The following is a 24,735-nucleotide window of genomic DNA, read 5'->3' as shown; positions in this document are numbered from 1 at the left end:
CGGCGGCGCTACTCGATCACCGACCCGCCCCGCACAAGGAAGGAGCACCCCCATGACGTACCTCGCCCGCCGCACCGGCCAGGCGCTCATCGTGCTCGCCGTCGCGTTCACGGCGACGTTCGTGCTGCTGCAGGCGCTGCCCGGCGACGCGATCCTCATCAAGTTCGAGAGCCCCGAGCTGGGCCTGAGCCCCGAGCAGATCGCGGACATCCGGGCCTCGTACGGCGCCGACAACACGGTGATCGAGCAGTTCCTGCACACCCTGTCGGGATTCGTCGTCGGCGACTTCGGCTACTCCGTGCAGTACGGCACCGCGGTGCACGACCTCATCGGCGCGGCCCTGCCGGGCACGCTCGCGCTCGCCGGGTTCGGGTTCCTCGTCGCGGTCGTGATCGCCGTGGGGCTGGCGGTGCTCTCGACGCTCGCGCCGTTCGCGTGGCTGCGTTCGTTTCTGCGCAGCCTGCCCGGCCTGTTCGTGTCGGTGCCGGTGTTCTGGCTCGGCATCGTGCTCATCCAGGTGTTCTCGTTCCAGCTCCGGCTCGTGCCCGTGATCGGCGCCGACCCGGTGCAGGGGCTCATCCTCCCCGTGCTCACGCTGGCGATCCCGATCTCCGCCCCGCTCGCGCAGGTGCTCGTGCGTTCGATCGACGACGTGCAGCTCTCGCCGTTCGTCGCCGTCGTGCGCGCCAAGGGCGCGAGCCCACGCTGGGTGCTGTGGCGGGATGTCGCGCGCAACGCGGTGCTGCCGACGATCACGATCGCCGGCGTGCTCATCGGCGAGCTCATCGGCGGCGCCGTGGTGACCGAGACCGTGTTCGGACGCGCCGGCATCGGCCGCCTCACCGAGGAGGCCGTGCGCAACCAGGACGTCGCCGTGCTCCAGGCGGTGGTCGTACTCGCCGCGCTCGTGTTCGTGGCGGTGAACCTTGTGGTCGACCTCGTCTACCCGGCCCTCGATCCTCGGCTGAAGCGGAAGGCGGTGGCGGCATGAGCGCGCCGGTGGACACTCCCCTGGTCGAGGAGCCGGCTGTCCCCGGTGGTCGAGGAGCGCCCGCCGAAGGCGGACGCATATCGAGACCGGACTCCCAGCCTCGGGTCACCGGGTCTCGAGACGTGTCGCCGCTCCCCGACGCCGCTCCTCGACCAGCGGTGTGGCGCCAGCGACTCAGCGGCATCCGCCCTGACCTCGTGCTCGCGTGGGCCGTCATCGTGCTCGCGATCGCGTGGGCGGTAGTGCCCTGGCTGTTCACGGGCGCCGACCCGCTCGCCGGCGTGCCGGCCGAGAAGCTGCAGGCGCCGAGCGCGGCGCATCCGTTCGGCACCGACGCGATCGGCCGCGATCTGTACGCGCGAGTCGTGTACGGTGCGGTGCACTCGCTCTCGGGCGCGTTCGTCGCGGTGACAGTGGGCCTCGTCGGGGGCACGCTGCTCGGCGTGCTCGCCGGATCGCTCGGCGGCGCGGTCGACGCCGTGATCGGTCGCGTCGTCGACGTGCTCCTGGCGATCCCGGCGCTGCTGCTCTCGCTGAGCATCATCATCCTGCTCGGCTTCGGCACGGTGAACGCCGCGATCGCGGTCGGCATCGGCTCGATCGCCGCATTCGCGCGGCTCTCCCGATCGGAGGTCGTGCGCGTTCGCCAGGCCGACTTCGTCGAGGCCGCGTTCGGCTCGGGCGCGCGGCTGCCCGCGGTGCTGTTCCGGCACGTGCTGCCGAACTCGCTCACGGCGGTGATCGCGCTCGCGGCGCTGCAGTTCGGCACGGCGATCCTCGCCATCTCGACGCTCGGCTTCCTCGGCTACGGCGCCCCGCCGCCGACGCCGGAGTGGGGCCTGCTCATCGCCGAGGGACGCAACTACGTCGCGACCTCGTGGTGGCTCACGGTGCTGCCCGGCCTCGTCGTGGTCGTCGTCGTGCTCGCCGCCAACCGCATCAGCCACGCCCTGGGGAGGAACCGATGACCGCGCTCCTGGAGCTCGAGCACCTCGACGTCGCGTACCGCACGTCGGCCGGCCCGAGCCGCGTCGTGCATGACGTGTCGTTCGACGTCGCCCGCGGCGAGGTCGTCGCGCTCGTCGGCGAGTCGGGGTCGGGCAAGACCACGACCGCGAGCGCGGTGCTCGGGCTGCTCCCCGCAGGCGGGGCCGTCGAGGGCGGCGGCATCCGGCTCTCGGGGACCGACATCTCGGGCTGGAGCGACCGCCGCCTGCAGGCGGTGCGCGGCGTGCGCATCGGGTACATCCCGCAGGACCCGGTCTCGTCGTTGAATCCCGTGCGCCCGATCGGCGTGCAGCTCGGCGAGGCGTTCCGCATCCACCGTCGGGGCGACGGGCGCGACGTGCGCCGCCGCGTGCTCGAGCTGCTCGACCGGGTCGGCATCGACGATCCGGCGCTGCGGGCCCGGCAGTACCCGCACGAGCTCTCGGGCGGCATGCGCCAGCGCGTGCTCATCGCTTCGGCCGTCGCGCTGGAGCCCGAGCTCGTGATCGCCGACGAGCCCACGAGCGCGCTCGACGTGACGGTGCAGCGCCGCATCCTCGACCTCATCGACGAGCTGCGCCGCGAGCACGGCACCGCGGTGCTGCTCGTGACCCATGACCTCGGCGTCGCCGCCGAACGTGCCGAGCGCGTGGTCGTCATGCAGCACGGCCGCATCGTGGAGCAGGGCGCGACCGGCGCGCTCCTCGACGACCCGCGCGAGGCGTACACGCGCCGCCTGCTCGCCGATGCGCCCGGCCTCGAGGAGCCCGAGTTCCGTCGTCCGCGACCGCCCGTCTACCTGCGCGACGCGAGCGTGGCGGCGGCCGAGAACCCGTTCGTGCTCGAGGCATCCGGGCTCGTGAAGGCCTACGCGACGAAGCGCGGGGCCGAGCCGTTCCGCGCCGTCGACGACGTGTCGTTCAACGTGGTGCGCGGCACGACGCACGCGATCGTGGGCGAGTCGGGGTCGGGCAAGACGACCACGGCGCGCATCGTCACACGATTCGTGTCGCCGGATGCCGGGACGGTGCGTCTGGGCGACACCGACGTCACGGCGCTGACCGGGGCCGCTCGGCGCGAGTTCCGCCGCCGTGTGCAGCTCGTCTACCAGAACCCGTTCGCGTCGCTGGACCCACGGCACACCGTGGCCGACCTCGTGGCCGAGCCGCTGCGCAACTTCGGGATCGGCGACCGGCGCTCGCGGGCCGAGACCGCGCGACGGCTCATCGATCGGGTCGCGCTGCCGTCGCACCTGGCCGGGCACCGCCCGCGCGAGCTCTCGGGCGGCCAACGGCAGCGGGTCGCGATCGCCCGGGCGCTCGCGCTCGAACCCGAGCTGGTCGTGCTCGACGAGGCGGTCTCGGCGCTCGACGTCACGGTGCAGGCCCGCATCCTCGAGCTGCTGGAGCAGCTGCAGGGCGAGCTCGGGCTCAGCTACCTCTTCATCTCCCACGACCTCGCGGTCGTCGCCCGCATCAGCCACTCGGTGTCGGTGATGCGTCGCGGCCGCGTGGTGGAGTCGGGGCCGACCGAGCAGGTGTTCCGGTCGCCCAAGCACGAGTACACCCGGGAGCTGCTCGACGCGGTTCCCCGACGGAAGGTCACGGCATGACGCGCATCGGATTCTTCACCCGGCTCCTCGACGACGCCCCGGCGGCCGAGCGCTACCGCATCGCGACCGAGCAGATCGTGCACGCCGAGCGGCACGGCTTCGACTCGGCGTGGGTGGCGCAGCACCACTTCCATGCGGCCGAGGGCGGGCTGCCGTCGCCATTCGTGTTCCTGGCGCACGCGGCGGCGCAGACCAGCCGCATCCGGCTCGGCACGGGCGTCGTGACGTTGCCGCTCGAGGATCCGGTGCGCGTCGCCGAGGACGCGGTCGTGCTCGACCTGCTCTCAGGCGGACGCGTCGAGCTCGGGCTCGGCTCTGGATCCACGCCCGCGTCGTTCCTCGCGTTCGGCGAGCGCTCGGAGGACCGCGGGCGGGTGTTCGGCGAGAAGGTCGACGCGCTCGTCGCCGCCCTCGCCGGCGGCGAGCTCGGGGACCCCGCCAACCACCTGCAGCCGCCGGGCCGCGACCTGCTCGGCCGGGTCTGGCAGGCGACCTTCTCGTCGTTCGGCGGCACCCGCGCGGGGCGCGCCGGCCACGGGCTCCTGCTCTCCCGTACCCAGCCGAGGCCGGGGGATGCCCCGCGCCGCACGCTCTCGGAGTTGCAGCTGCCCATCATCGACGCCTACCGGGAGGCGCTGCCGACCGGCGTGCCGCCGCGCATCCTCGCGTCCCGCACCCTGTTCGTGGCGGACTCCCGCGAGGAGGCCCGCCACTGGGCCGAGCTCGGACTCTGCCGCGCGGCCGTCGGCTTCGCGCGTACCGGGCAGCCGCCGATCGGCGACACGCTCGACGAGCTCATCGCCACCTACGACACGCACGTCGGCACCCCCGTCGAGGTGATCGAGTCGCTCGCCCGCGACTCCGCCGCCGCCGAGGCGACCGAGGTGGCGTTCCAGGTGCACTCCGTCGATCCGCCGCACGAGCTCGTGCTGCGGTCGATCGAGCTCATCGCGACGGAGGTCGCCCCTGCGCTCGGCTGGGGGAGCCGGGCGCTCTCCACCGCCGCCGCCGTGGGTTGAGGAGCGCCCGGCGGAGCCGGACGCGTCTCGAAACCCACCCCCACGAACCGATAGAAAGGAACCCCGATGACCGACATCATCGACCGGCTCGCCGGCGTTCGACCCGGCGGGAGTGTCGACGCCCTGCGCCGCCACCGTCCCGTCACGCGCGACAACGCCCAGGCGAGCTACGATGCCCTGTTCACCGACATCGACGAGGCGCACGCGAGCTTCGCCGAGCGCGCGGCCGTCGCGCAGTTCGTCGCGATCCTGCACGACGACGAGGTGGCCGCCGCCCACTACGGCGCGCTCACCCGCTCCGCCGGCGGGGACGCGCTCGCGGACGCCGTCGCGGACGCCGCGGCGGCATCCCGCACCGACGGCCCGTACGGCGAGTACCCGGCGGAAGGTCCGCTCGCCGTCGAGAGCGTGACCGGCCTCCGCCTCGAGCTCGACGACGCGGAGCGCGCCGCGCTCGGCGAGCGCCTCTCAACGGCGCTCGAGCACGCCCACCTGCTCGTCTTCCGCCCGCGGGAGTCGTCGGCCGTCGCCCTCGCGACCCTCGCCGACGCCGGCTGGTCGACCGCCGGCATCGTCACCCTCTCCCAGCTCGTCTCGTTCCTCGCGTTCCAGCTGCGGGTCGCGGCCGGGCTCCGCCTGCTCACCACGAAGGACGCCGCATGACCGACACGAGCACGACCACGAACGACGCCGCCACGACCACGACGACGGATGCCGCGGGCGACGCGCCCGTGCGCATCCTCGAGCACCCCGGGGCATCCCTTCGACGAGCTCAGGACGGCGCCGTGCCCCTCGCCTTCACGCAGGACGACCTCGGCTGGCTGCCCTGGCTCGAGCCCGCCGACGAGGCGACGCTCACCGAGCGCCAGTACGCCGGACTCGTCGACCGCCCGCGCGCGAAGAGCGACTACTTCCGGCTGCTCGTACGCGACCCCGACATCCTGCGGGCGCGCACGCTCACCGACAAGGACATCTTCTACAACGCCGCCGACGGACTCGGGCGCGCTGAGCGCGAGCTCGCCGCCGCGGCGACGAGCCGCTTCAACGGCTGCATCTTCTGCGCCTCAGTGCACGCGCGGTTCGCGACGCACCACTCGAAGCGCCACGACGACGTGCAGCGGCTGCTCGACCTCGGGGTCGACGCCGAGCAGGACGCCGTCTGGCGCGCCGTCATCGACGCGGCGGTGGCGCTCGCGGCCACGCCCTCGCGGCTCGCGCCCGAGCACCTCGACGCGCTGCGGGCGGCCGGGCTCGACGAGCAGGCCGTGTCCGACGTGATCCACTCGGCGGCGTTCTTCAACTGGGCGAACCGGCTGATGCTGTCGCTCGGCGAGCCCGAGCAGCCGCGGGCCGACGAGGTCGGGGGCTGACGGGCGGCGGCTCCGTTACCGGATGTTGCGCGGCATGACACCGTGCGACGCCCACCGTTGCGGGCCGCCACCGCCGGCCGTACGTTCGACGCCAACCCACCCCGAGGAGTCCGCCGTGATCGCGACCGAAGTGCGCACGCCCGCGCACGCGGCTGCGTCCGCGGGGCCGGCGGATGCCGCGTCCCGCCCCGCGGTCGGCCCGCTCGCCGCGCTGGCCGACGCCGGCCTCGAGGTGCCCGTGCTCGGCGGACGCACGGTGCGCCACGTGAACCTCGACGTCGCGGCATCCGCGCCCGCATTCGACGCGGTCGCCGCGCACGTCGCGCGCGTCCTGCCGTACTACGCGAGCGTGCACCGCGGCAGCGGCTATCCGTCGCAGGCCACGACCGCCCTCGTCGAGGACGCCCGCGTCACGGTCGCGCGCCACGTCGGCGCCCGCGACGACGACCTCGTCGTGTTCACGCGCAACACGACCGACGCGCTCAACCTGCTCGCGGGCGCCGTGCCCGGCGAGACCGTGGTGCTCGACATCGAGCACCACGCCAACCTGCTGCCCTGGCGCGGGCGCCGGGTCGTGGTCGGCCGCGCGACGATCGCCGGGACGCTCGAGGCGCTCGACGCGGAGCTCGCGACCCGTCCGGCGGCGCTGGTCTCGGTCACCGGCGCCTCGAACGTGACGGGCGAGGTCCTGCCCGTCGAAGCGATCGCCGCCCTCGCGCACGCGCACGGCGCCCGGCTCGCGGTCGACGCCGCGCAGCTCCTGCCGCACCGCAGGGTCGACCTCGCGGCATCCGGAATCGACTACCTCGCCTTCTCGGGGCACAAGGCGTACGCGCCCTACGGCTCGGGCGCGCTCGTCGGACGCGCCGACTGGCTCGACGCGGCACCCGCCCACCTCGCGGGCGGCGGCGCGGTCGAGTCCGTGCGGCTCGACGCGACCGAGTGGAAGCGCGGGCCCGAGAGGCACGAGGCGGGCACGCCCAACGTGCTCGGCATCGCCGCGATCGCCCGCGCGCTCGACGAGCTCGACCGGCTCGGCGACGAGGCCCGGCGCGCCCACGAGGAGGCGCTCACGGCGCGCCTGCACGAGGGCCTCGACCGGCAGCGCGGCATCCGGGTCATCCGCGGCTTCGCCGACGCCGACGACCGCCTCGGCATCGCGACCATCGAGGTCGTGGACGGCTCGGTGGGGCTCGTCGCCGCAGCGCTCGCGGCGGAGCACGGGATCTCGGTGCGCGCGGGCCGCTTCTGCGCGCACCCGTTCTTCGACCGGGTCGCCCGTCGCTCCAACGGCCTGCGCGCCAGCCTCGGCGCAGGCTCCTCGGCCGACGACGTCGACCGGTTCCTCGACGCGCTCGCGCGCCTCGTCGCCGACGGCCCCGCGCACGCCTACGAGCGCACGCCCGCCGGATGGTGTCCGGCGGTCGACGACCGCCCGCGGCTCGCGTTCGACTGAGCGCTGCCCCCTGAACGGGCCCATTCCCTCGCGGGCCCGGCATGAGCGACACTGTCCGCATGGGATCAGCGTTGACCACCATCGGATTGCCCGTCGCCCTCGGCATCATCATGTTCGGCCTGGGCCTCGCCCTGACGCCGCGCGACTTCGCGCGCGTGGGCCGGCATCCGAAGGCGGTCATCGTCGCGCTGCTCTGCCAGCTGCTCGTGCTGCCCGCGCTCTGCTTCGGCCTCGTGCTGTGGTTCCAGCTGCCGCCCGTGCTCGCGGTCGGCATGCTGCTGCTCGCCGCATCGCCGGGCGGCACCACCGCCAACCTCTACAGCCACCTGTTCCGCGGCGACGTCGCGCTCAACATCTCGCTCACCGCGCTGAACTCGGTCATCGCCGTCGTCACGCTGCCGCTCATCACGAACCTCGCGATCGCCTACTTCCTGCCGGGCGACGAGGCGCTCGGGCTTCAGCCCGCGAAGGCGATCGAGGTCTTCGCGATCGTGCTCGGCCCGGTGGTGCTGGGCATGCTCGTCCGCTGGTGGAAGCCGACGTTCGCCGACCGCATGGACCGGCCCGTGCGCATCGCGTCGATCGTGATCCTCGTCGTCGTCATCGCCGGGGCGATCGTGTCGAACCTCGAGCTGCTCCTCGAGAACTTCGGCCGGCTCGCGGGCATCACGGTGCTGTTCTGCGTGCTGAGCCTCACAATCGGCTTCGTCGTGCCGCGGATGCTGCGGGTCGACCGCCCGCAGTCGATCGCGAGCTCGTTCGAGATCGGCATCCACAACGCCACGCTCGCGATCGTGATCGCGCAGACCGTGATCGGCAGCGTCGAGATGAGCCTGCCGGCCGCGGTCTACGGGGTGCTCATGTTCTTCGTGGCGCTCGGCTTCGGCTTCCTCATCCGCGGTCGCGACGGCGACGGCCGCGACGGCGAGGGGCGGTCGAGGCCGGTCGAGGTCGCCGCCGAGCCGGCGACGGATGCCGCGGGGGTGACGCCGCCCGAACGCTGACCTGCGGCGCACGGGCGCCGCCCCCGGCGGGGAGGCCGGGACACGACATGGGAATCGAGCACGAGGATCCGCTTGACCGCCGACGCGACGAGCTTCGGCGGATCGTGTACGGCACGCGCGACGGAGCCCAGAGCGACGCCGCGGTGGAGCTCGCCGAGATCGAGGCCGAGCTCGCCGCACGGGCGCGCGCCGCCGCGCCGCCGGAACCCGCGGCATCCGTTCCGACCCCGTCGCCCGCTGCGCAGCGTCGGCCTGACCCGACTCGAACGACCGGCGCCGCCGGTCGGGAAGCCGCCGATGCGTTCGCAGCGGATGCCGCGGACGAGGACGCATCGGAGTCCAGGGAGGTCCCCACCACGACGGCCACCGCGTCGCCCGTCGTCGAGGAGCCCCCGCCGCGCTGGCGGCCCACCCGCACCCAGGCCATCGTCGCGGCGATCGTGGCGGTCCTCGTCATCGCGACGGCCATCGCGCTCGTCGGCCCGGCGCGCGACGCGCTCTCGCCGCCGCGCGGGCTCGGCGTGTTCGAGCACGAGCTGCTGCCCGACGACCTCGACGTCGTCGACCAGGTCGCCACCGGGGCCCGGCTCCAACCCGACGAGGCGGCCACGCTGCGCTCGCTCGGGCGGGCGTTCGGCTACGAGTTCTGGGTGTTCCGCGAGGGCGACGGCGTGTGCATGCTGTCGCGGCGGCTGTACTTCTTCGACTGGGAGCGGTCGTGCGCGACGCTGGACGAGTTCCAGGCGAACGGGCTCATCCGCCGCATCGCTGCCGACGACATCCGCGACGGCGCGCGGCCGCGCCGGGTCGGCCCGGGCGACGAGGTCGTGGTGACCTGGGGCCCCGACTCCACCGACATCGAGTGGACGGTGGAGCCCTGACCACTGCGCGCGGGGTTCGTACACTGGGAGGGGCGCACGGGAGGGGATGCATGCAGCCGCTGATCGAGAACGAGATCCGTGAGACGTTCGGCAACGCCAGCGACACGGAACTCGCGCAGCTGTCCCTGCCGCACGACTTCCCCCTCACCGAATGGGCGCACCTCGACGCGTTCGCGTGGCGCGATCCGCGGATCACCGGCCGCGGCTACCTCGTCACCGAGCTCGACGGCGAGCCGGTCGGCGTCGTGCTGCGTGCGGCCGGCGCGAACGGCTCGCGCCACCGCGCCGCGATCTGCAACCTCTGCCACACGGCGCAGCCCGGCGACCAGGTGGAGCTGTTCTCGGCGCGCAAGGCCGGGGCCGCGGGGGAGCGGGGCGACACGATCGGCACCTACATGTGCAGCGACCTGGCCTGCCAGGAGACCGTACGGCTCGGCCGTCCGCCGGCGCCGTCCGAGGTGATGCCGAGCGTGCGCGAGATCGAGCGCATCGACGGCCTCGCCCGCCGCACGCGCGCGTTCGTCGCCGACGTGCTCGGCGCCGCCTGAGCGAGCGGATGCCGCGGGCGCTCGTCGTTCGAGTGCGTGTCAGCGCACGTCAGTGCGCGGCATCCGGCGCCAAGGGCGCGAGCGTGGGCCGCTTCGCCGTGCGCCCGTCGCCCGACGACCGCCCCGTGAGGCGACGCCCGATCCACGGGAGGACGAACTCGCGATAGTACGCCGCCGTGTTGCGGCTGCGCGGGCCGGCCGGCGCGGCGGCGACCTCGGCGACGCCCCACTCCTCGGGCGTCGCGACGCCGATGGCCGTGAGTACATTGCTCGCGACGCGGGCGTGCCCGAGCGAGTTGAGGTGCAGCTTGTCGGGCGACCAGTAGCGGATGTCGCGGAGCCCGCGGTCGTTGAAGTTGTCGACGAACGTCACGCCGTCGAGCTCGGCCAGGTCGCCGAGCGCCGCCGTGAGCCGCACGCCGCGGGAATCGAACACACGGCCCATCGGGAGGTGGTCGGTGGGATTCGCGCCGCTCAGCATGAGCACGTGGATACCCTCCTCGCGGATCCGGTGCACCGCCTGGCGGAAGCGGTCGGCGACGCGCTCCTCGGGCATGCGCGGTCGCAGCATGTCGTTGCCGCCGCCGTTGAAGCTGATGACCTCGGGGTGCAGCGCGATGGCCGCCTCGAGCTGCTCGTCGACGATCGGGCCGAGCTTGCGGCCGCGGATCGCCAGGTTGGCGTAGCCGATCGGCTCGCGCGCGGCGATCGCGAGCCCCATGGCGACGAAGTCGGCCCATCCGCGCACGCTGCCGTCGGGCAGCTCGTCGCCGACCCCCTCGGTGAAGCTGTCGCCGATCGCGGCGTAGGAGTGGAACATGGGCTCAACGCTAATCGACGGATGCCGCGGCATCCGCTCGTGGCCGACGACCTCGCGTCGCGCGCCCGTCAGCCGTGCGCCTGGTGCTCGTGCTCGAGCTCGCAGTCCGCGCCGGGGTAGAGCAGCGTCTCGTGCCCGTCGTCGAAGCGGACCATGTAGGGCGGACCGCCGTCCGCGCCGCGGACCTCCAGGATCTCGCCGTGGCGATCGGACTGGCCGACCTGCTTGCCGTGGATGACGAGGCGTTCGCCGACCGCTGCGTGCATCGTTGCTCCCTCCGGTCGTTCCAGCGTACGCCGGGGTCCGTCGGCGCGGAAGAACGGAATCCCCCTCCCGCGCAGCGCACCGGGCGGCTAGGGTGGGCGAAGTGGGACGATCGTCCCACTTTCACGGTTCCACGACGGCGAGGTTCCCATGGTCGACGCGCGCACGCTCTCGTTCCCCGACGGCTTCCGATGGGGCGCGGCCACCGCGGCGTTCCAGGTCGAGGGCTCGACGCGGGCCGACGGGCGCGGGGATTCCATCTGGGACGTGTTCGCGCGTACGCCGGGGCGCATCCTCGACGGCTCGAACGCCGACGTCGCCGCCGACAGCTACCGACGCTGGCGCGACGACATCGCCCTGCTCGCGGAGCTCGGCGTCGACGACTACCGCTTCTCGATCGCGTGGCCGCGCGTGCAGCCCGACGGCTCGGGCGGGCCGAACCCGGTCGGGCTCGACCACTACGCCCGCATCGTCGACGGACTGCTCGAGGCCGGCATCCGCCCGCTGCCGACGCTCTACCACTGGGACCTTCCGCAGCCCCTCGAGGACGCCGGCGGCTGGCTCGCCCGCGACACCGCCGCCCGCTTCGCCGACTACGTCGGGCTCGTGCTCGCGGGCCTCGGCGACCGCGTCGACCGTTGGATCACCCTCAACGAGCCCGCCATGACGACGCTGCAGGGCTATGCGCTCGGCACGCTCGCGCCGGGCCACGTGCTCATGGCGGACGCGCTGTCGACCGCGCACCACCAGCTGCTCGCGCACGGGCTCGCCGTGCGGGCGATCCGTGCGGCGGGCGACGCCGAGGTCGGCATCGTGAACAACCACACGCTCGTCGTCCCGGCGAGCGAGGACCCCGTCGACGGGTTCGCCGCCGCCGCGTTCGACGCGGTCTACAACCGCATCTTCGTCGACCCGGTGCTCGCGGGGCGCTACCCCGACCTCTCGGCGCTCGGCCTCGAGCGGATGCCGGGACTCGAGGACGGCGACCTCGACGTGATCGCGCAGCCGCTCGACTTCTACGGCGTGAACTTCTACAACCCGACGCGGGTCGCCGGGGCATCCGCCGACTCGGACTTCGCCGCCGCCGGGCTGCCGTTCGAGCCCGTGGAGTTCGAGGGCGTGCCCGTGACCGGCTTCGGCTGGCCGGTCGTGCCCGAGGCGCTCACCGAGCTGCTCGTGTCGCTGCGCACCGACCACGGCGACGCCCTGCCGCCCGTCGTGATCACCGAGAACGGCGCGTCGTATCCCGACGAGGTCGTCGACGGGCGGGTGCACGACGACGAGCGGATCGCCTACCTCGACGGGCACATCCGGGCTGTGCACGCGGCGATCGGGCGCGGCGTCGACGTGCGCGGCTATCTCGTGTGGTCGCTCATCGACAACTTCGAGTGGGCCGACGGGTACACGCAGCGCTTCGGGCTCGTGCACCTCGACCTCGAGACCGGCGACCGCACCCGCAAGGACTCGTTCGGCTGGTACCGGGAGCTGCTGGCGGCGCAGCGCCGCTGACGCGGGCGCCCCGCCCTTCCCTCGCTCGCGCCGGATTCAGGCAATGACCCGCCCGTCAGGACGTTCTCGCCGATTCCGGCCTGACCAGCTCGCGATCGCCTGAATTCCGAGCGAGGGGTGACGGATGCCGCGAGTACCGGATGCCGCGGGCACCGGATGTCGCGGGTGCCGGATGCCGCGGGCGACCCGCATGCCGCGGGCGACGGATGTCGCGGGCACCTGATGCCGCGGTCGACGCGTGCCCGCGGCATCCGCTCAGTCGACGGCGAGGAGCGCCGCCCAGAGGTCGGCGCGCGCGTGGAACCCCGAGAGGTCGCGGCCGAGCAGCTTCTCGGCGAGCGCGACCCGGCTGCGCACGGTGTGGCGGTGGACGCCGAGCGCCTGCGCGGTGGCGTCGAACTGTCCGCCGTGCTCGAGCCAGGAGCGCGTCGTCTCGAGGAGCGACGTGCCGTGCGCCTCGTCGTACTCGGTGAGCGGGGCGAGCGTCGCGAGGGCGACGGCCCGGGCGTCGGTGCGGGCGAGGAACGCGAGCACCCCTTGACGGCTGATCTCGTCGAAGGCGACGACGCCGGCCTTCGTCTCTCGGGCGCGCTCGAGCGCGCGCAGCGCCTGCTCGTGGGCGAGCGCCACGGCGTCGGCGGCGACCGCGTCCGAGAGGCCGACGGGCACCTCGAACTCGGCCGCGACCTCCTCGGCGAGGGCGGCGTCGGCGTCCTCGAGCAGGATCACGACGGTGTCCTCGTCGCGTCCGAAGAAGAGGCGTCCGCCGCGCTCCTCGACGCGCAGCTCGAGCAGCTCGATCAGTCGGTCGACGTGCTGGGCGGGGGCATCCGCGATCGCGACCCGGAACGGGGCGGCGGGCAGCGGGCCCCACATCTCGCTCGCCACGCGCTCGGCGAGGTCGGTGTCGCCCGCGAGGATGCCGCGGAGGAGGCCCGTGCGGAGGTGCCCCCTGGCCCGGTCGAGGTCGCGGTTCTGCTCGAGCGCGAGGCCGGCGAGCGCGATCACCGACGTGACGACCTCTCGTCCGGCCTGGTCGAGCTCGGCCGAGTCGCCGATGGCGAGCACGCCGCGCAGCGCCCCTCCGCCGCCCAGCGTCTGGAGCGTGATGCGCTGCGGAGCGTCGACGGACTCGCCGGCCACGAGCGTGCGGCTCGCCCGCTGTCCGCGGCGCAGCATGGAGCGCGCCTCGCCTACGACCTCGCCGAGCGCGGGCTGCGCGAGCCCGCCGTCGGGCGCCTCGCGGTCGAGCGTGCCGGCGGCGTCGATGAGGCCGACCCAGGCGTCGAGGCGGTGCGAGAGCTCGCCGAGGGTGGCCGAGAGGCCGTCGGGCCTGAGCGCCGCGAGCGAGATCGCCCGTTGCGCGGCGAGCGCCCACGCCTGTCGGGCGTAGGCGTCCTCGGCGAGGAGGTCGGCGACGAGCCGCGCGATGGCGATGAACGGCGTGCGATACGGGACCTCGAAGAGCGGGAGCCCCTGCACGGCGCAGGCGTCGACGAGCGCGTCGGGCGTGCCGGCGCGGATGACCTCGGTGCCGAATCCGAGCGCGGCGATGCCGGTCTCGAGGAGGCGTCGCACGTAGGCGTCGGCGAAGTCGGGCTCGTCGGCCTCGGCGCGCTCGAACTGCGTGCCGGTGGTGAGCAGCACGTGGCCCGCGTCGAGGAACGGCGCCGGGTCGACGAGGTCGGACGAGTGCGCCCACGCGATGGTCGCGTCGAGCGCCTCGGGCGGCAGCGCGTCGGGCGGGGTGAGCAGCTTCAGCCCGAGCTCGGGCCGGTCGAGCAGGGTGCGCACGGTCGGCTGCATCCGGGGCTCCTCCTCTCGGTGGTCGAGCGCTACTCGATCACCGGGCACTGTACGTCGTGTCGAACAACGTGCACCTGAGTGTACACGCGGGCGCTGAGGCATCCGTCGCCGCCGACCTAGCATGGGCCGCATCGCCACAGTCGTCACCTTGCATCGGAGCAGACCATGACCCTCGTCGACACCCCGGCCACCACCGTCGCCGGAGGACCGGCCCTCGCGCAGGAGCGCCGCCTCGTCACCGCCATCCCCGGCCCCCGCTCGCAGGAGCTCATGGCCCGCAAGGCGGAGGCCGTCGCCAAGGGCGTCGGCACCACCATCCCCGTCTCGGTCGTCGCCGCGGGCGGCGGGGTCGTCGTCGACGCCGACGGCAACTCGCTCATCGACCTCGGCTCGGGCATCGCCGTCACCGGCGTCGGCAACTCGAACCCGCGCGTGGTCGAGGCCGTCACCGCGCAGCTCGAGGCCTTCACGCACACCTGCTTCACCGTCGCGCCCTACGAGGGCTACGTCGCCGTCGCCGAGAAGCTCAACGAGCTCACCCCGGGCGACTTCGTCAAGCGCTCCGCCCTGTTCAACTCGGGCGCCGAGGCCGTCGAGAACGCCGTGAAGATCGCGCGCCACCACACGAAGCGCCAGGCCGTCGTCGCCTTCGACCACGCCTACCACGGCCGCACCAACCTCACGATGGGCCTCACCGCGAAGAACATCCCGTACAAGAGCGGCTTCGGGCCGTTCGCGTCGGAGGTCTACCGCGCCCCCCTCTCGTACCCGTTCCGCGACGGCGGCCTCTCGGGCGCGGAGGCTGCGGCCCGCGCCATCACGCAGATCGAGAAGCAGGTCGGCGTCGAGAACCTCGCGGCGATCATCATCGAGCCCATCCAGGGCGAGGGCGGCTTCATCGTGCCGGCCCAGGGCTTCCTGCCCGCGCTCGTGAAGTGGGCGAACGAGAACGACGTCGTGTTCATCGCCGACGAGGTGCAGACCGGTTTCGGCCGCACGGGCGCCTGGTTCGCGAGCGACCACGAGGGCATCGTCCCCGACCTCGTCGTCACGGCGAAGGGCATCGCGGGCGGCCTGCCGCTCTCGGCGGTCACGGGCCGCGCCGAGATCATGGACTCCGCGATGGCCGGCGGCCTCGGCGGCACCTACGGCGGCAACCCGCTCGCCTGCGCCGCGGCGCTCGCCACGATCGAATCGTACGAGGAGGACGGGCTCATCGAGCGCGCTCGCGAGATCGGCGCCGTGCTCCTCGGCCGCCTCAACGCGCTGCGCACGGCCGACCCGCGCATCGGGGACGTCCGCGGCCGCGGTGCCATGGTCGCCATCGAGCTCGTCGACCCCGCCACGGGCGAGCCCGACGCGGCGCTGACCTCGAAGGTCGCCGCGTACGCCCACGCCCACGGCGTCATCGTCCTGACCTGCGGCACCCACGGCAACGTGATCCGCTTCCTGCCCCCGCTCACCATCTCCGACGAACTGCTCATCGACGGCCTCTCGGTCGTCGCGGAAGGACTGAAGAACGCATGACCTCCCTGGTCGACAACGGCGTCGCCCCCGTCACCCGATTCGGTGTCTCCGGAGACACGCCGGGGCATCCGGACGCGACACGCGGCGCGGCAGCCGGAACACCGAATCCGGTGACAGCACTCGTCGAGGCGACGCCCCTCGCCGACGCGCGCTCGCAGCTCGCCGAGGCCATCTCGCTGCTCGGCTACGCCGACGGCCTGCACCAGATGCTCGCAACCCCCCGCCGCGAGCTCACGGTCGCCGTGCCGCTGCGGCTCGACTCGGGCGAGAGCCGGCTCTACGTCGGGCACCGCGTGCAGCACAACTTCTCCCGCGGACCGGCCAAGGGCGGCCTGCGCTACGCACCCAACGTGAACCTCGACGAGGTGCGGGCGCTCGCGATGTGGATGACCTGGAAGTGCGCCCTGCTCGACGTGCCGTACGGCGGCGCGAAGGGCGGCCTCGCGATCGACCCCCGCGAGCACTCCATGGCCGAGCTCGAGCGCGTGACCCGCCGCTACACGAGCGAGATCCTCCCGATCATCGGCCCGGAGCGCGACATCCCCGCGCCCGACATCGGCACCGACGAGCAGACCATGGCCTGGATCATGGACACCTACTCCGTCAACAGCGGCTACACCGTGCCCGGCATCGTGACCGGCAAGCCCATCTCGCTCGGCGGCTCGCAGGGCCGCGCGAGCGCGACGAGCCGCGGCGTGACGCACATCGCGCTCGCCGCGCTGCGCCACGTGGGCCTCGATCCGGCGCGGTCGACCGCCGCCGTGCAGGGCTTCGGCAAGGTCGGCGCGGATGCCGCGCGGTTCCTGTCCGAGGCCGGCGTCCGCGTCACCGCGGTCAGCGACCAGTACGGCGCGGTGGTGAACGCCGGCGGCCTCGACATCGAGGCGCTGTCGGACCACGTGCGCGCGACGGGCTCGGTCATCGGGTTCGCGGGCGGCGAGCCGCTCGAGGGCGCCGACCTGCTCACCCAGGACGTGGACCTGCTCGTCCCGGCCGCGGTCGAGGGCGTGCTGCACGACGGCAACGCCGGCGACGTGCTGGCGAAGGTCATCGTCGAGGGCGCGAACGGCCCGACCACCCCGGCGGCCGACCGCGTCCTCCGCGAGCGCGGCGTGCTCGTCGTGCCCGACATCCTCGCCAACGCGGGCGGCGTCATCGTCTCGTACTTCGAGTGGGTGCAGGCCAACCAGGCCTACTGGTGGCGCGCGGACGAGGTCGAGTCCAGACTGGAGGAGCGGATGCTCAGCGCCTGGCAGCACGTGCTCGGCTACGCCCGGGCCCGCGACCTCTCGCTCCGCACCGCGGCCACCGCGCTCGCCGTCGAGCGCGTCGCCGAGGCCCACCGCCTCCGCGGCCTCTACCCCTGATCGGGCACGACGCCGAAACCGCCATCACGACTCACCCTCCCGGCCGACACGAAACGGAACCAGAATGACCGACACCATGCTTGAGACGACGATCCTCGACCGGGTCGCCGACCGCCTCTTCATCGGCGGCGAGTGGGTCGAGGCGGAGGGCGGGCGCACGCTCGCCGTCACCGACCCGTCGACCGGCGACACGATCAGGGAGATCGCCGACGCCTCGCCGGCCGACGGCATCCGTGCGCTCGACGCCGCCGTGGCCGCGCAGGACGCGTGGGCCGCGACCGCGCCGCGCGAGCGCGGCGAGCTGCTGCGCCGCGCCTTCGACACGCTCATGGCGCGCAAGGAGGACTTCGCCCTCCTCATGACGCTCGAGATGGGCAAGCCGCTCGCCGAGGCGCGCGGCGAGGTCGCCTACGGCGGCGAGTTCCTCCGCTGGTTCAGCGAGGAGGCCGTGCGCATCTCGGGTCGCTACGGACTCAACCCCGAGGGCACCGGCCGCATGATCGTGTCGCAGCGCCCGGTCGGCCCGTCGTTCTTCATCACGCCGTGGAACTTCCCGCTCGCGATGGCCACCCGCAAGATCGCGCCGGCACTCGCCGCGGGCTGCACGGTCGTCATCAAGCCGCCGGCCCTCACGCCGCTCACGACCATCGCGTTCGTGCAGCTGCTCGAGGAGGTCGGACTGCCCAAGGGCGTCGTCAACGTCGTCACGACCTCCAAGTCGTCGGCGCTGTCGGCCCCGATCATCGCCGACCCGCGCCTGCGCAAGCTGTCGTTCACGGGCTCGACCGAGGTCGGTCGCAAGCTCCTCGAGCAGTCGGCCCTCGGCATCCTGCGCACCTCGATGGAGCTCGGCGGCAACGCGCCGTTCGTGATCTTCGAGGACGCCGACCTCGACAAGGCGGTCGACGGCGCGATGATCGCGAAGTTCCGCAACATCGGCCAGGCCTGCACCGCCGCGAACCGCTTCCTCGTGCACGAGTCGGTCGCCGACGAGTTCGCGAAGCGCGTCGCCGACCGCGTTCGTGCCATGAAGGTCGGCCGCGGCACCGAGGACGGCGTGAACATCGGCCCGCTCATCGACCAGGACGCGGTCGACTCGACCGACGCGCTCGTGCAGGACGCGGTCGGGCGCGGCGCGACCGTGCTCACGGGCGGCACCCGGATCGACGGCGACGGCACGTTCTATGCGCCGACCGTGCTCGCGGGCGTCGCGGCGGGCAGCCGCCTCCTCAAGGAGGAGATCTTCGGGCCGGTGCTCGGCATCACCACGTTCGCCGACGAGGATGAGGCCGTGCGCCTCGCGAACGGCACCGAGTACGGCCTCGTGTCGTACGTGTTCACGCAGGACCTCGCGCGCGGCCACCGCCTGATCGACCGCCTCGCCACGGGCATGATGGGCCTCAACACGGGCCTCGTCTCGAACGCGGCCGCGCCGTTCGGCGGCGTGAAGCAGTCGGGCATCGGTCGCGAGGGCGGCCTCGAGGGCATCCACGAGTACCTCGACACCAAGTACACGCTCATCCCGGTGAGCTGAGGCCGAGCGGATGCCGCAGCCGCGCGCCGCGGCATCCGTTCACCCCGCCCCACCCCACTTTTTTCAGGAGTCGGCCCCCGATTCATCCGCTTCTCAGGACGACACGCCGTGCCAGGTTGTGATGCCGCCCGGAATCTCCTGAGAAACGTCGGCTCACCTCCACCAGAAAGCACAGGAATTATGGAACGCATCGACTGCGACGTCGTCGTCGTGGGCGCCGGGGCATCCGGGCTCACCGCGGCAAACCGCCTGAAGGACGCCGGCCGCCGGGTCGTCGTGCTGGAGGCCCGCGACCGCGCCGGAGGCCGCCTCTGGACCGACGAAGTCGACGGGGCCATGCTCGAGATCGGCGGGCAGTGGGTCTCGCCCGACCAGGACGCGCTCATCGAGACGCTCGACGAGCTCGGGCTCGAGACGTACCCCCGCTACCGCGAGGGCGTGAACGTCTACATCGGCCCCCAGGGCGAGCTGCGCAAGTTCGAGGGCGAGATCTTCCCGGTCCCGCCGGCGACGGAGCAGGAGATCGTCTCGCTCATCGACGAGCTCGACGCGCTCGTCGCGCAGATCGACCCCGAGCGCCCGTGGGACCACCCGCAGGCGAAGGACCTCGACGAGATCTCATTCTCGCGCTGGCTCGAGACGCAGACCGACGACGAGGAGGCGCGCGAGAACATCGGCATGTTCATCGCCGGTGCGATGCTCACCAAGCCCGCGCACGCGTTCTCGGCGCTGCAGGCGCTGCTCATGGCCGCCTCGGCGGGCTCGTTCTCGAACCTGGTCGACGCCGACTTCATCCTCGACCGCCGCGTCGTGGGCGGCCTGCAGCAGGTCCCGCTCCTGCTCGCCGAGCGGCTCGGCGGCGCGGTGCGCCTCGGCCAAGCGGTGCGCACGCTCCGCTGGCACCCGGATGCCCCGGAGCGCGGCGTCGTCGCCGTCACCGACCAGCTCGAGGTGCACGCCGCGCACGTCATCCTCGCGATCCCGCCGATCCTCATCTCGCGCATCTCGTACGAGCCGCCCCTGCCGCGCCGGCAGCAGCAGCTGCACCAGCACCTCTCGATGGGCTTCGTCATCAAGGTGCACGCCGTCTACGAGACGCCGTTCTGGCGCGCCGACGGCCTGAGCGGCACCGCGTTCAGCCCGTACGAGCTCGTGCACGAGGCGTACGACAACACGAACCACGAGGACCCCCGCGGCACGCTCGTCGGCTTCGTGGCCGACGAGGAGGCCGACGGCGTCTTCTCGCTGAGCGCCGAGGAGCGCAAGGCCCGGATCCTCGAGTCGCTGTCGCACTACTACGGCGAGCAGGCGAAGCATCCGGTCGTCTACTACGAGAGCGACTGGGGCTCGGAGGAGTGGACGCGCGGCGCCTACGCCGCCAGCTTCGACATGGGCGGCCTCGCGCGCTACGGCGCCGACCTGCGTACGCCCGTCGGGCCCATCCACTTCTCGTGCAGCGACATGGCGGGCAAGGGGTACCAGCACGTCGACGGTGCGATCCGGGTCGGCCGCGAGGTCGCCGACGAGATCCTCGCAGCCGACGAGTTGCGCGCGGTCTCGTGAACGGACGGATCGTCGTCGGCTACACCGCTGACGACTCCGGCGCCGACGCGCTCGCGCTCGGCACCCGGATCGCGCGGGCGAGCGAGGCGATCCTCGACGTCGTGATGGTGCTGCCCAGCGAGGCGCACAACAGCACGGTGCCCACCGACACCGGGTACGAGCGGTACCTCAAGGGGCAGTCGCGGGAGTGGCTGGCCGAGGCATCCGAATCGCTCGACGACGAGGACGTCGTGCAGTCGTTGCACGTGCGCTACGCGGAGTCGTTCGCCGAGGGCCTCATCGCCGCGGCGCACGAGTTCGGCGCGTCGCTCATCGTCGTCGGCGCGGCCCGCGGCGGACTGCTCGGCCGGTCGCGCATCGGCTCCGTCGCGAACGAGCTCCTGCACTCCTCGGATGTCCCGGTGGCGCTCGCGCCCGTCGGCTCGCGCGACGTGCCCGTGGCCCAGGGTGTCACGCGCGTGACCGCCGCGATCGGCACGCGTCCCGGCGCGGACGCGCTGCTCGAGGCATCCGTGCGCCTCGCCCGCACCACGCACGCGCCGCTGCGGCTCGTGTCGCTCGTGCCCATCGACCTGCCCGCGGGCCTCGACGAGGGACTCGTCGAGCTCACCGGCACGGTGCACGCCGACGAGGTGCTGCACACCGCGCGCCGCGAGCTGCCCGCCGGCATCGACGCCACGGCCATCGCCGCCACCGGCGCCACCATCGAGGAGGCCGTCCGGGGCCTCGACTGGCGCGACGGCGAGCTCGTGCTCGTCGGCTCGAGCCGCCTCGCCGCCCCGCGGCACCTCTTCCTCGGCTCGACGGCGGCGAAGATGCTGCGCGAACTGCCGGTGCCCATGATCGTGGTGCCGCGCACCACCACCTGAAAGACATCCTGATGACGCACCAACCGAACCAGCCTCCGCTCACCGAGGCGACCTCCGCCGTCGACGGCGCCGAGCACGGCATCTCGAAGAAGGGCCTCTCGGCCGGATCCGTCGGCCTCATCGGCGCGATCGTCATCGGCATCTCGTGCATCGCGCCCGCCTACACGCTCACCGCGGCCCTCGGGCCGACGGTGTCGGAGGTGGGCGAGCAGGTGCCGGCGATCATCCTCGTCGGGTTCATCCCGATGCTGCTCGTCGCGTTCGGCTACCGCGAGCTCAACAAACGGATGCCCGACTCGGGCACCTCGTTCACGTGGGCGACCCGCGCGTTCGGACCGTGGATCGGTTGGATGGCGGGCTGGGGCCTCGTCGCCGCGACCATCCTCGTGCTCTCGAACCTCGCGGGCATCGCCGTCGACTTCCTGTTCCTGCTCATTTCGCAGGCGTCGGGGAACCCCGAGATCGCCGACCTCGCGGCGAACCCGTTCGTCAACGTCGGCGTCTGCCTGCTCTTCGTGCTCGGCGCCACGCTGGTCTCGTACCGCGACATGCAGACGACGCAGAAGCTGCAGTACTGGCTCGTCGGCTTCCAGGTGGCCGTGCTCGTGCTGTTCTCGGTCGCCGCGCTGGTGGAGGTCGCGAACGGCAACGCCTTCGACGCCACGCCCGTCGAGCTGAGCTGGTTCAACCCGTTCGCGGTGGACTCGTTCTCGGCGTTCGCCGCCGGCCTCTCGCTCTCGATCTTCATCTTCTGGGGCTGGGACGTCACCCTCACGATGAACGAGGAGACGAAGGGCTCGGCGAAGACGCCCGGTCGCGCGGCGACCATCACGGTCGTCACGATCGTGGTGCTCTACCTGCTCATCTCGGTGTCGCTCATCGCCTACGCCGGCGTCGGCGACGGCGAGTACGGGCTCGGCAATCCCGAGATCCAGGACAACGTGTTCTTCCACCTCGCCGGTCCGATCCTCGGCCCGCTCGCGGTGCTCGTGTCGCTCGCGGTGCTCACGAGCTCGGCCTCGTCGCTGCAGTCCACGTTCGTGTCTCCGGCGCGCACGCTCCTCGCGATGGGCCACTACGGTGCCCTGCCCGAGCAGTTCGCGAAGGTCAGCCCGCGGTTCTTCACGCCCGGGTACGCGACGATCGTGTCGGCCGTCGTGGCATCCGTGTTCTACGCCGTGATGCGGTTCGTGAGCGAGAACGTGCTCTGGGACACCATCACCGCGCTCGGCATGATGATCTGCTTCTACTACGGCATCACGGCGTTCGCGTGCGTGTGGTTCTTCCGGAAGCTGTGGTGGCGCTCGGTGCACGACTTCTTCTTCACGCTGCTGTTCCCGCTCGTGGGCGGTGTGATCCTCGCCGTGCTGTTCTTCACGACGCTGATCGACAGCATGGACCCCGAGTACGGCAGCGGCTCGCACGTCTTCGGCCTCGGCCTGGTGTTCGTGCTCGGCATGGTCGTGCTGCTCTCGGGCGTCGTGATCATGCTGTGGCAGTGGCGCAAGCGTCCCGCGTTCTTCCGCGGCCAGACCCTCTCGCGGGCGGTCGCCGAGGACTGAGGTCCCGCCGATCCGGCCTCCGCTTCCGAGAGCACCGCAGGACCGCCCCCGCGACACCGGGGGCGGTCCTGTCATGCGTGCAGTGCGGTGCGGGCGAGCGGATGCCGCGTGGCGGCGGATGCCGCGGGCGATCAACCCCCGCGGTGCTCAGATCGCCGGCCGAGGCTCGAGAGTCCCGCGACGAGCAGCAGGGCGCCGAGCGCGACCAGGACCGTGAGGATCAGGCCGCCGGGCGTGAGCGTCGCCCACCAGTCCGCGACGAGCTCCATGCGGGCGGGATCGAGTACGATCCAGAGCACCGTCGCGGCGAGCCCCGCGAAGACCAGGCCCCAGACGATCCCAGCCCAGCGGATGCGCGGCCGGAGGTCCTCGGGCTCGCGCGTGCCCGGCGCGCTGGGTGCCGTGGGCGGCCGCAGCGTCTCGTCGAATCCGAGCGCCATCGTGGTGTCGTCGTCGGTCATGATCGGTTCCCCTCGGGCTCGAACTCGGTGACGTGGATCGCGGTGGCGATCGCCTGGATGTGGATCTCGACGTCGACCTCGCCGGCCTGCAGGCCCGGTCCGATCTCGTCGCTCCATCCGGCGACCGAGCGGCCGGGCCCGAGGTCGACCTCGTCGACGAGCGACCAGTCGCCGTCCGCGTCGAAGCGGGCGTGGGTGACCGTGCAGTCGGCGCACTCCACCGCCAGCGCGATCCGGGCACCGTCGCGGACGTCGATCGACACCGACCCGACGCCCTGCACGAGCTTCCACTCGACGGGCGCGGCCTGGTCGGCGACCTGCTCGTCGACTGTGAGGCTGACCGCGCCGATCGGCTGCACGACGCTCGTCGTGCTCGCGGACTCGGCGATCCCTCCCAGCACGAGCCGCGGGTCCCGTGGCACGACGGCCGTGACGAGCGTCGCGAGCAGCAGCGTGACCGTCACGAACGCGAGGAAGCCGCTGCGGCGCCGGAGGGCGCCGGCGAGCACCATCGCGAGCGCCGTCACGATCGTCCCGATCGCGAGCCCGATCGTCACGGACTGCGCCGCGAGGTCGGCCGACTCGAGCGCGACCATCGCCGCGATCGCCCCGGCGACGAGGGAGGCGCCGAGCGTGGCGACCACGTAGGCGAAGCTCGTGCGCGGCCGGGTGAGCCGCCGGATGCGCCGGGCCTCCTCGGCCTGCACCTGGAACTCGATCGCGCGGGCCCGGTTCTCGGCGGCGAGCTGCGCGCGAGCCGCGCGGTTCGCCTCGTCCTGGCTGCGCCGCCATGCGTCGTGCTCCGTGCGCCACGCGTCATGCTGCGCCTTCCACGCCTGGTACTCGTCGGTGCCGTAGGACGCCGACGTCGGCTGAGGTGGTGCGACGGGCTCGGTGGCCCCGGCGGCAGTCGGCAGCGGGATGGTCGCCGCGGTCGCGGTGGTCGCCGCCGCGGCATCCGATGCCGGAACGGGCGGTGCGGACGAAGCGTGCCGCGCGAGCCAGACGATGAGCGCGGTCACGCCGGCGATCGCGAGCAGCACCCAGAGCACGCCGAGCCACCGGAACGGCCCGACCCATTCGTCGACGGCCCAGTTCCAGCCGCCGAACCACCACGGGCCGCCCAGGCCGAGCAGGCCGACGAGCGCGAAGGCCGCGACGCCGACGAGCGCGCTGTCGTACAGGCCGCGCAGCATCGACTCGAGGTGGATCCGTCCGGTGTTGTCGGGCAGCAGCAGCCAGGCGGCGCCGTAGGCCAGGAACGCCACGGGGAGGAACAGCGCGACGACGACGAGGATGCCCCGCACGATGATCGGGTCGATGCCGAGCCTGGCGCCGATGCCCGAGGCGACGCCGCCGATCCAGCCGGGCCGGCGCGGCACGCCGAGCGAGCGGAGCCAGGCGAAGAAGCGATCGTCGGATGGCGGCGGGGCAGTGGCGCCGGGGGCGCCGCCGGGGTCGCCCGCGGTGGGCGGGGTCGTCGTGGAGGTCATGGGTCGATCGTCCCGCGTCGGCCTCCCGGCCGGCCATCCGGCATCTCCCTGACGCGACCCTGATTTCCGAGCAGGGCCGTGTCGGGGCATCC

22 protein-coding genes are annotated in these 24,735 nt (G+C 72.9%); 17 read left to right on the top strand and 5 right to left on the bottom strand.

Annotated elements, in window-relative coordinates:
• Positions 1-52: 52 nt before the first annotated feature.
• The 10 genes from ACWGO8_RS05415 (at position 53) to ACWGO8_RS05370 (ending at position 9,868) form a co-directional block, all read left to right on the top strand.
• Positions 53-991, top strand: coding sequence for an ABC transporter permease (locus tag ACWGO8_RS05415; protein ID WP_452042087.1), 939 nt, complete (start codon positions 53-55; stop codon positions 989-991).
• Positions 992-1,113: 122 nt separating this feature from the next.
• Positions 1,114-1,959 carry an ABC transporter permease gene (locus tag ACWGO8_RS05410; RefSeq protein WP_452042086.1) on the top strand — a complete coding sequence of 282 codons (846 nt, stop codon included), beginning with the start codon at positions 1,114-1,116 and terminating at the stop codon, positions 1,957-1,959.
• The gene (locus ACWGO8_RS05405) at positions 1,956-3,590 is read left to right on the top strand and encodes a dipeptide ABC transporter ATP-binding protein (protein ID WP_452042085.1); all 1,635 of its coding nucleotides are present in this window, start codon (positions 1,956-1,958) and stop codon (positions 3,588-3,590) included. The genes ACWGO8_RS05410 and ACWGO8_RS05405 overlap by 4 nt, the downstream gene beginning before the upstream one ends.
• Positions 3,587-4,609 carry a putative FMN-dependent luciferase-like monooxygenase gene (locus ACWGO8_RS05400; protein WP_452042084.1) on the top strand — a complete coding sequence of 341 codons (1,023 nt, stop codon included), beginning with the start codon at positions 3,587-3,589 and terminating at the stop codon, positions 4,607-4,609. Before ACWGO8_RS05405 ends, ACWGO8_RS05400 begins: the two co-directional genes overlap by 4 nt.
• A gap of 66 nt (positions 4,610-4,675) precedes the next feature.
• A complete protein-coding gene (locus ACWGO8_RS05395) occupies positions 4,676-5,272 on the top strand; it encodes a CMD domain protein (protein ID WP_452042083.1) in 597 nt (198 codons plus the stop codon).
• Positions 5,269-5,979, top strand: coding sequence for an alkylhydroperoxidase domain protein (locus tag ACWGO8_RS05390; protein WP_452042082.1), 711 nt, complete (start codon positions 5,269-5,271; stop codon positions 5,977-5,979). The genes ACWGO8_RS05395 and ACWGO8_RS05390 overlap by 4 nt, the downstream gene beginning before the upstream one ends.
• A 115-nt stretch (positions 5,980-6,094) precedes the next feature.
• Positions 6,095-7,435, top strand: coding sequence for an aminotransferase class V-fold PLP-dependent enzyme (locus ACWGO8_RS05385; protein ID WP_452042081.1), 1,341 nt, complete (start codon positions 6,095-6,097; stop codon positions 7,433-7,435).
• Positions 7,436-7,494: 59 nt separating this feature from the next.
• On the top strand, positions 7,495-8,439 hold the full coding sequence (locus tag ACWGO8_RS05380; RefSeq protein ID WP_452042080.1) for a bile acid:sodium symporter family protein: 945 nt from the start codon (positions 7,495-7,497) through the stop codon (positions 8,437-8,439).
• Positions 8,440-8,486: 47 nt separating this feature from the next.
• Positions 8,487-9,320, top strand: coding sequence for a hypothetical protein (locus ACWGO8_RS05375; RefSeq protein ID WP_452042079.1), 834 nt, complete (start codon positions 8,487-8,489; stop codon positions 9,318-9,320).
• A 50-nt stretch (positions 9,321-9,370) separates the two neighbouring features.
• Positions 9,371-9,868 carry an FBP domain-containing protein gene (locus ACWGO8_RS05370; protein ID WP_452042078.1) on the top strand — a complete coding sequence of 166 codons (498 nt, stop codon included), beginning with the start codon at positions 9,371-9,373 and terminating at the stop codon, positions 9,866-9,868.
• A gap of 49 nt (positions 9,869-9,917) precedes the next feature.
• Here the strand turns inward: ACWGO8_RS05370 and ACWGO8_RS05365 are convergent, their stop codons facing one another.
• Both ACWGO8_RS05365 and ACWGO8_RS05360 read right to left on the bottom strand, forming a co-directional pair.
• Positions 9,918-10,688 carry an SGNH/GDSL hydrolase family protein gene (locus ACWGO8_RS05365; RefSeq protein ID WP_452042077.1) on the bottom strand — a complete coding sequence of 257 codons (771 nt, stop codon included), beginning with the start codon at positions 10,686-10,688 and terminating at the stop codon, positions 9,918-9,920.
• A gap of 68 nt (positions 10,689-10,756) precedes the next feature.
• Entirely contained in the window at positions 10,757-10,954 is a 198-nt protein-coding gene (locus tag ACWGO8_RS05360) for a DUF1918 domain-containing protein (RefSeq protein WP_376955791.1), read from the bottom strand.
• A gap of 148 nt (positions 10,955-11,102) precedes the next feature.
• Here ACWGO8_RS05360 and ACWGO8_RS05355 point away from each other — a divergent pair, with 148 nt between their 5' ends.
• Positions 11,103-12,461, top strand: coding sequence for a GH1 family beta-glucosidase (locus ACWGO8_RS05355; protein WP_452042076.1), 1,359 nt, complete (start codon positions 11,103-11,105; stop codon positions 12,459-12,461).
• 255 nt (positions 12,462-12,716) lie between these two features.
• On the opposite strand, the gene ACWGO8_RS05350 is transcribed toward ACWGO8_RS05355, so the two are convergent.
• Positions 12,717-14,267: a PucR family transcriptional regulator gene (locus ACWGO8_RS05350; protein WP_452042075.1), complete on the bottom strand. Its 1,551-nt coding sequence runs from the start codon at positions 14,265-14,267 to the stop codon at positions 12,717-12,719.
• Positions 14,268-14,432: 165 nt separating this feature from the next.
• Here ACWGO8_RS05350 and gabT point away from each other — a divergent pair, with 165 nt between their 5' ends.
• The 6 genes from gabT (at position 14,433) to ACWGO8_RS05320 (ending at position 22,689) form a co-directional block, all read left to right on the top strand.
• Entirely contained in the window at positions 14,433-15,794 is a 1,362-nt protein-coding gene (gene gabT, locus ACWGO8_RS05345) for a 4-aminobutyrate--2-oxoglutarate transaminase (protein ID WP_452042074.1), read from the top strand.
• Positions 15,795-15,904: 110 nt separating this feature from the next.
• Positions 15,905-17,161, top strand: a complete 1,257-nt coding sequence (locus ACWGO8_RS05340; protein ID WP_452042073.1) for a Glu/Leu/Phe/Val family dehydrogenase — start codon at positions 15,905-15,907, stop codon at positions 17,159-17,161.
• A gap of 64 nt (positions 17,162-17,225) precedes the next feature.
• Positions 17,226-18,695, top strand: a complete 1,470-nt coding sequence (locus ACWGO8_RS05335; protein WP_452042072.1) for an NAD-dependent succinate-semialdehyde dehydrogenase — start codon at positions 17,226-17,228, stop codon at positions 18,693-18,695.
• A gap of 180 nt (positions 18,696-18,875) precedes the next feature.
• The gene (locus tag ACWGO8_RS05330; RefSeq protein ID WP_452042071.1) at positions 18,876-20,258 is read left to right on the top strand and encodes a flavin monoamine oxidase family protein; all 1,383 of its coding nucleotides are present in this window, start codon (positions 18,876-18,878) and stop codon (positions 20,256-20,258) included.
• Entirely contained in the window at positions 20,255-21,127 is an 873-nt protein-coding gene (locus ACWGO8_RS05325) for a universal stress protein (RefSeq protein ID WP_452042070.1), read from the top strand. The genes ACWGO8_RS05330 and ACWGO8_RS05325 overlap by 4 nt, the downstream gene beginning before the upstream one ends.
• 11 nt (positions 21,128-21,138) lie before the next feature.
• On the top strand, positions 21,139-22,689 hold the full coding sequence (locus tag ACWGO8_RS05320) for an APC family permease (RefSeq protein WP_452042069.1): 1,551 nt from the start codon (positions 21,139-21,141) through the stop codon (positions 22,687-22,689).
• A 131-nt stretch (positions 22,690-22,820) separates the two neighbouring features.
• Here ACWGO8_RS05320 and ACWGO8_RS05315 read toward each other — a convergent pair whose 3' ends face one another.
• Positions 22,821-23,150 carry a hypothetical protein gene (locus tag ACWGO8_RS05315; protein ID WP_452042068.1) on the bottom strand — a complete coding sequence of 110 codons (330 nt, stop codon included), beginning with the start codon at positions 23,148-23,150 and terminating at the stop codon, positions 22,821-22,823.
• Positions 23,147-24,643, bottom strand: a complete 1,497-nt coding sequence (locus tag ACWGO8_RS05310; protein WP_452042067.1) for a PspC domain-containing protein — start codon at positions 24,641-24,643, stop codon at positions 23,147-23,149. The genes ACWGO8_RS05315 and ACWGO8_RS05310 overlap by 4 nt, the downstream gene beginning before the upstream one ends.
• Positions 24,644-24,735 lie beyond the last annotated feature (92 nt).

This window comes from Agromyces sp. NPDC055661 (genome assembly GCF_053618135.1).
Note: the sequence above shows the minus strand (reverse complement) of the source record. Positions and strands in the feature narration are given on the sequence as shown.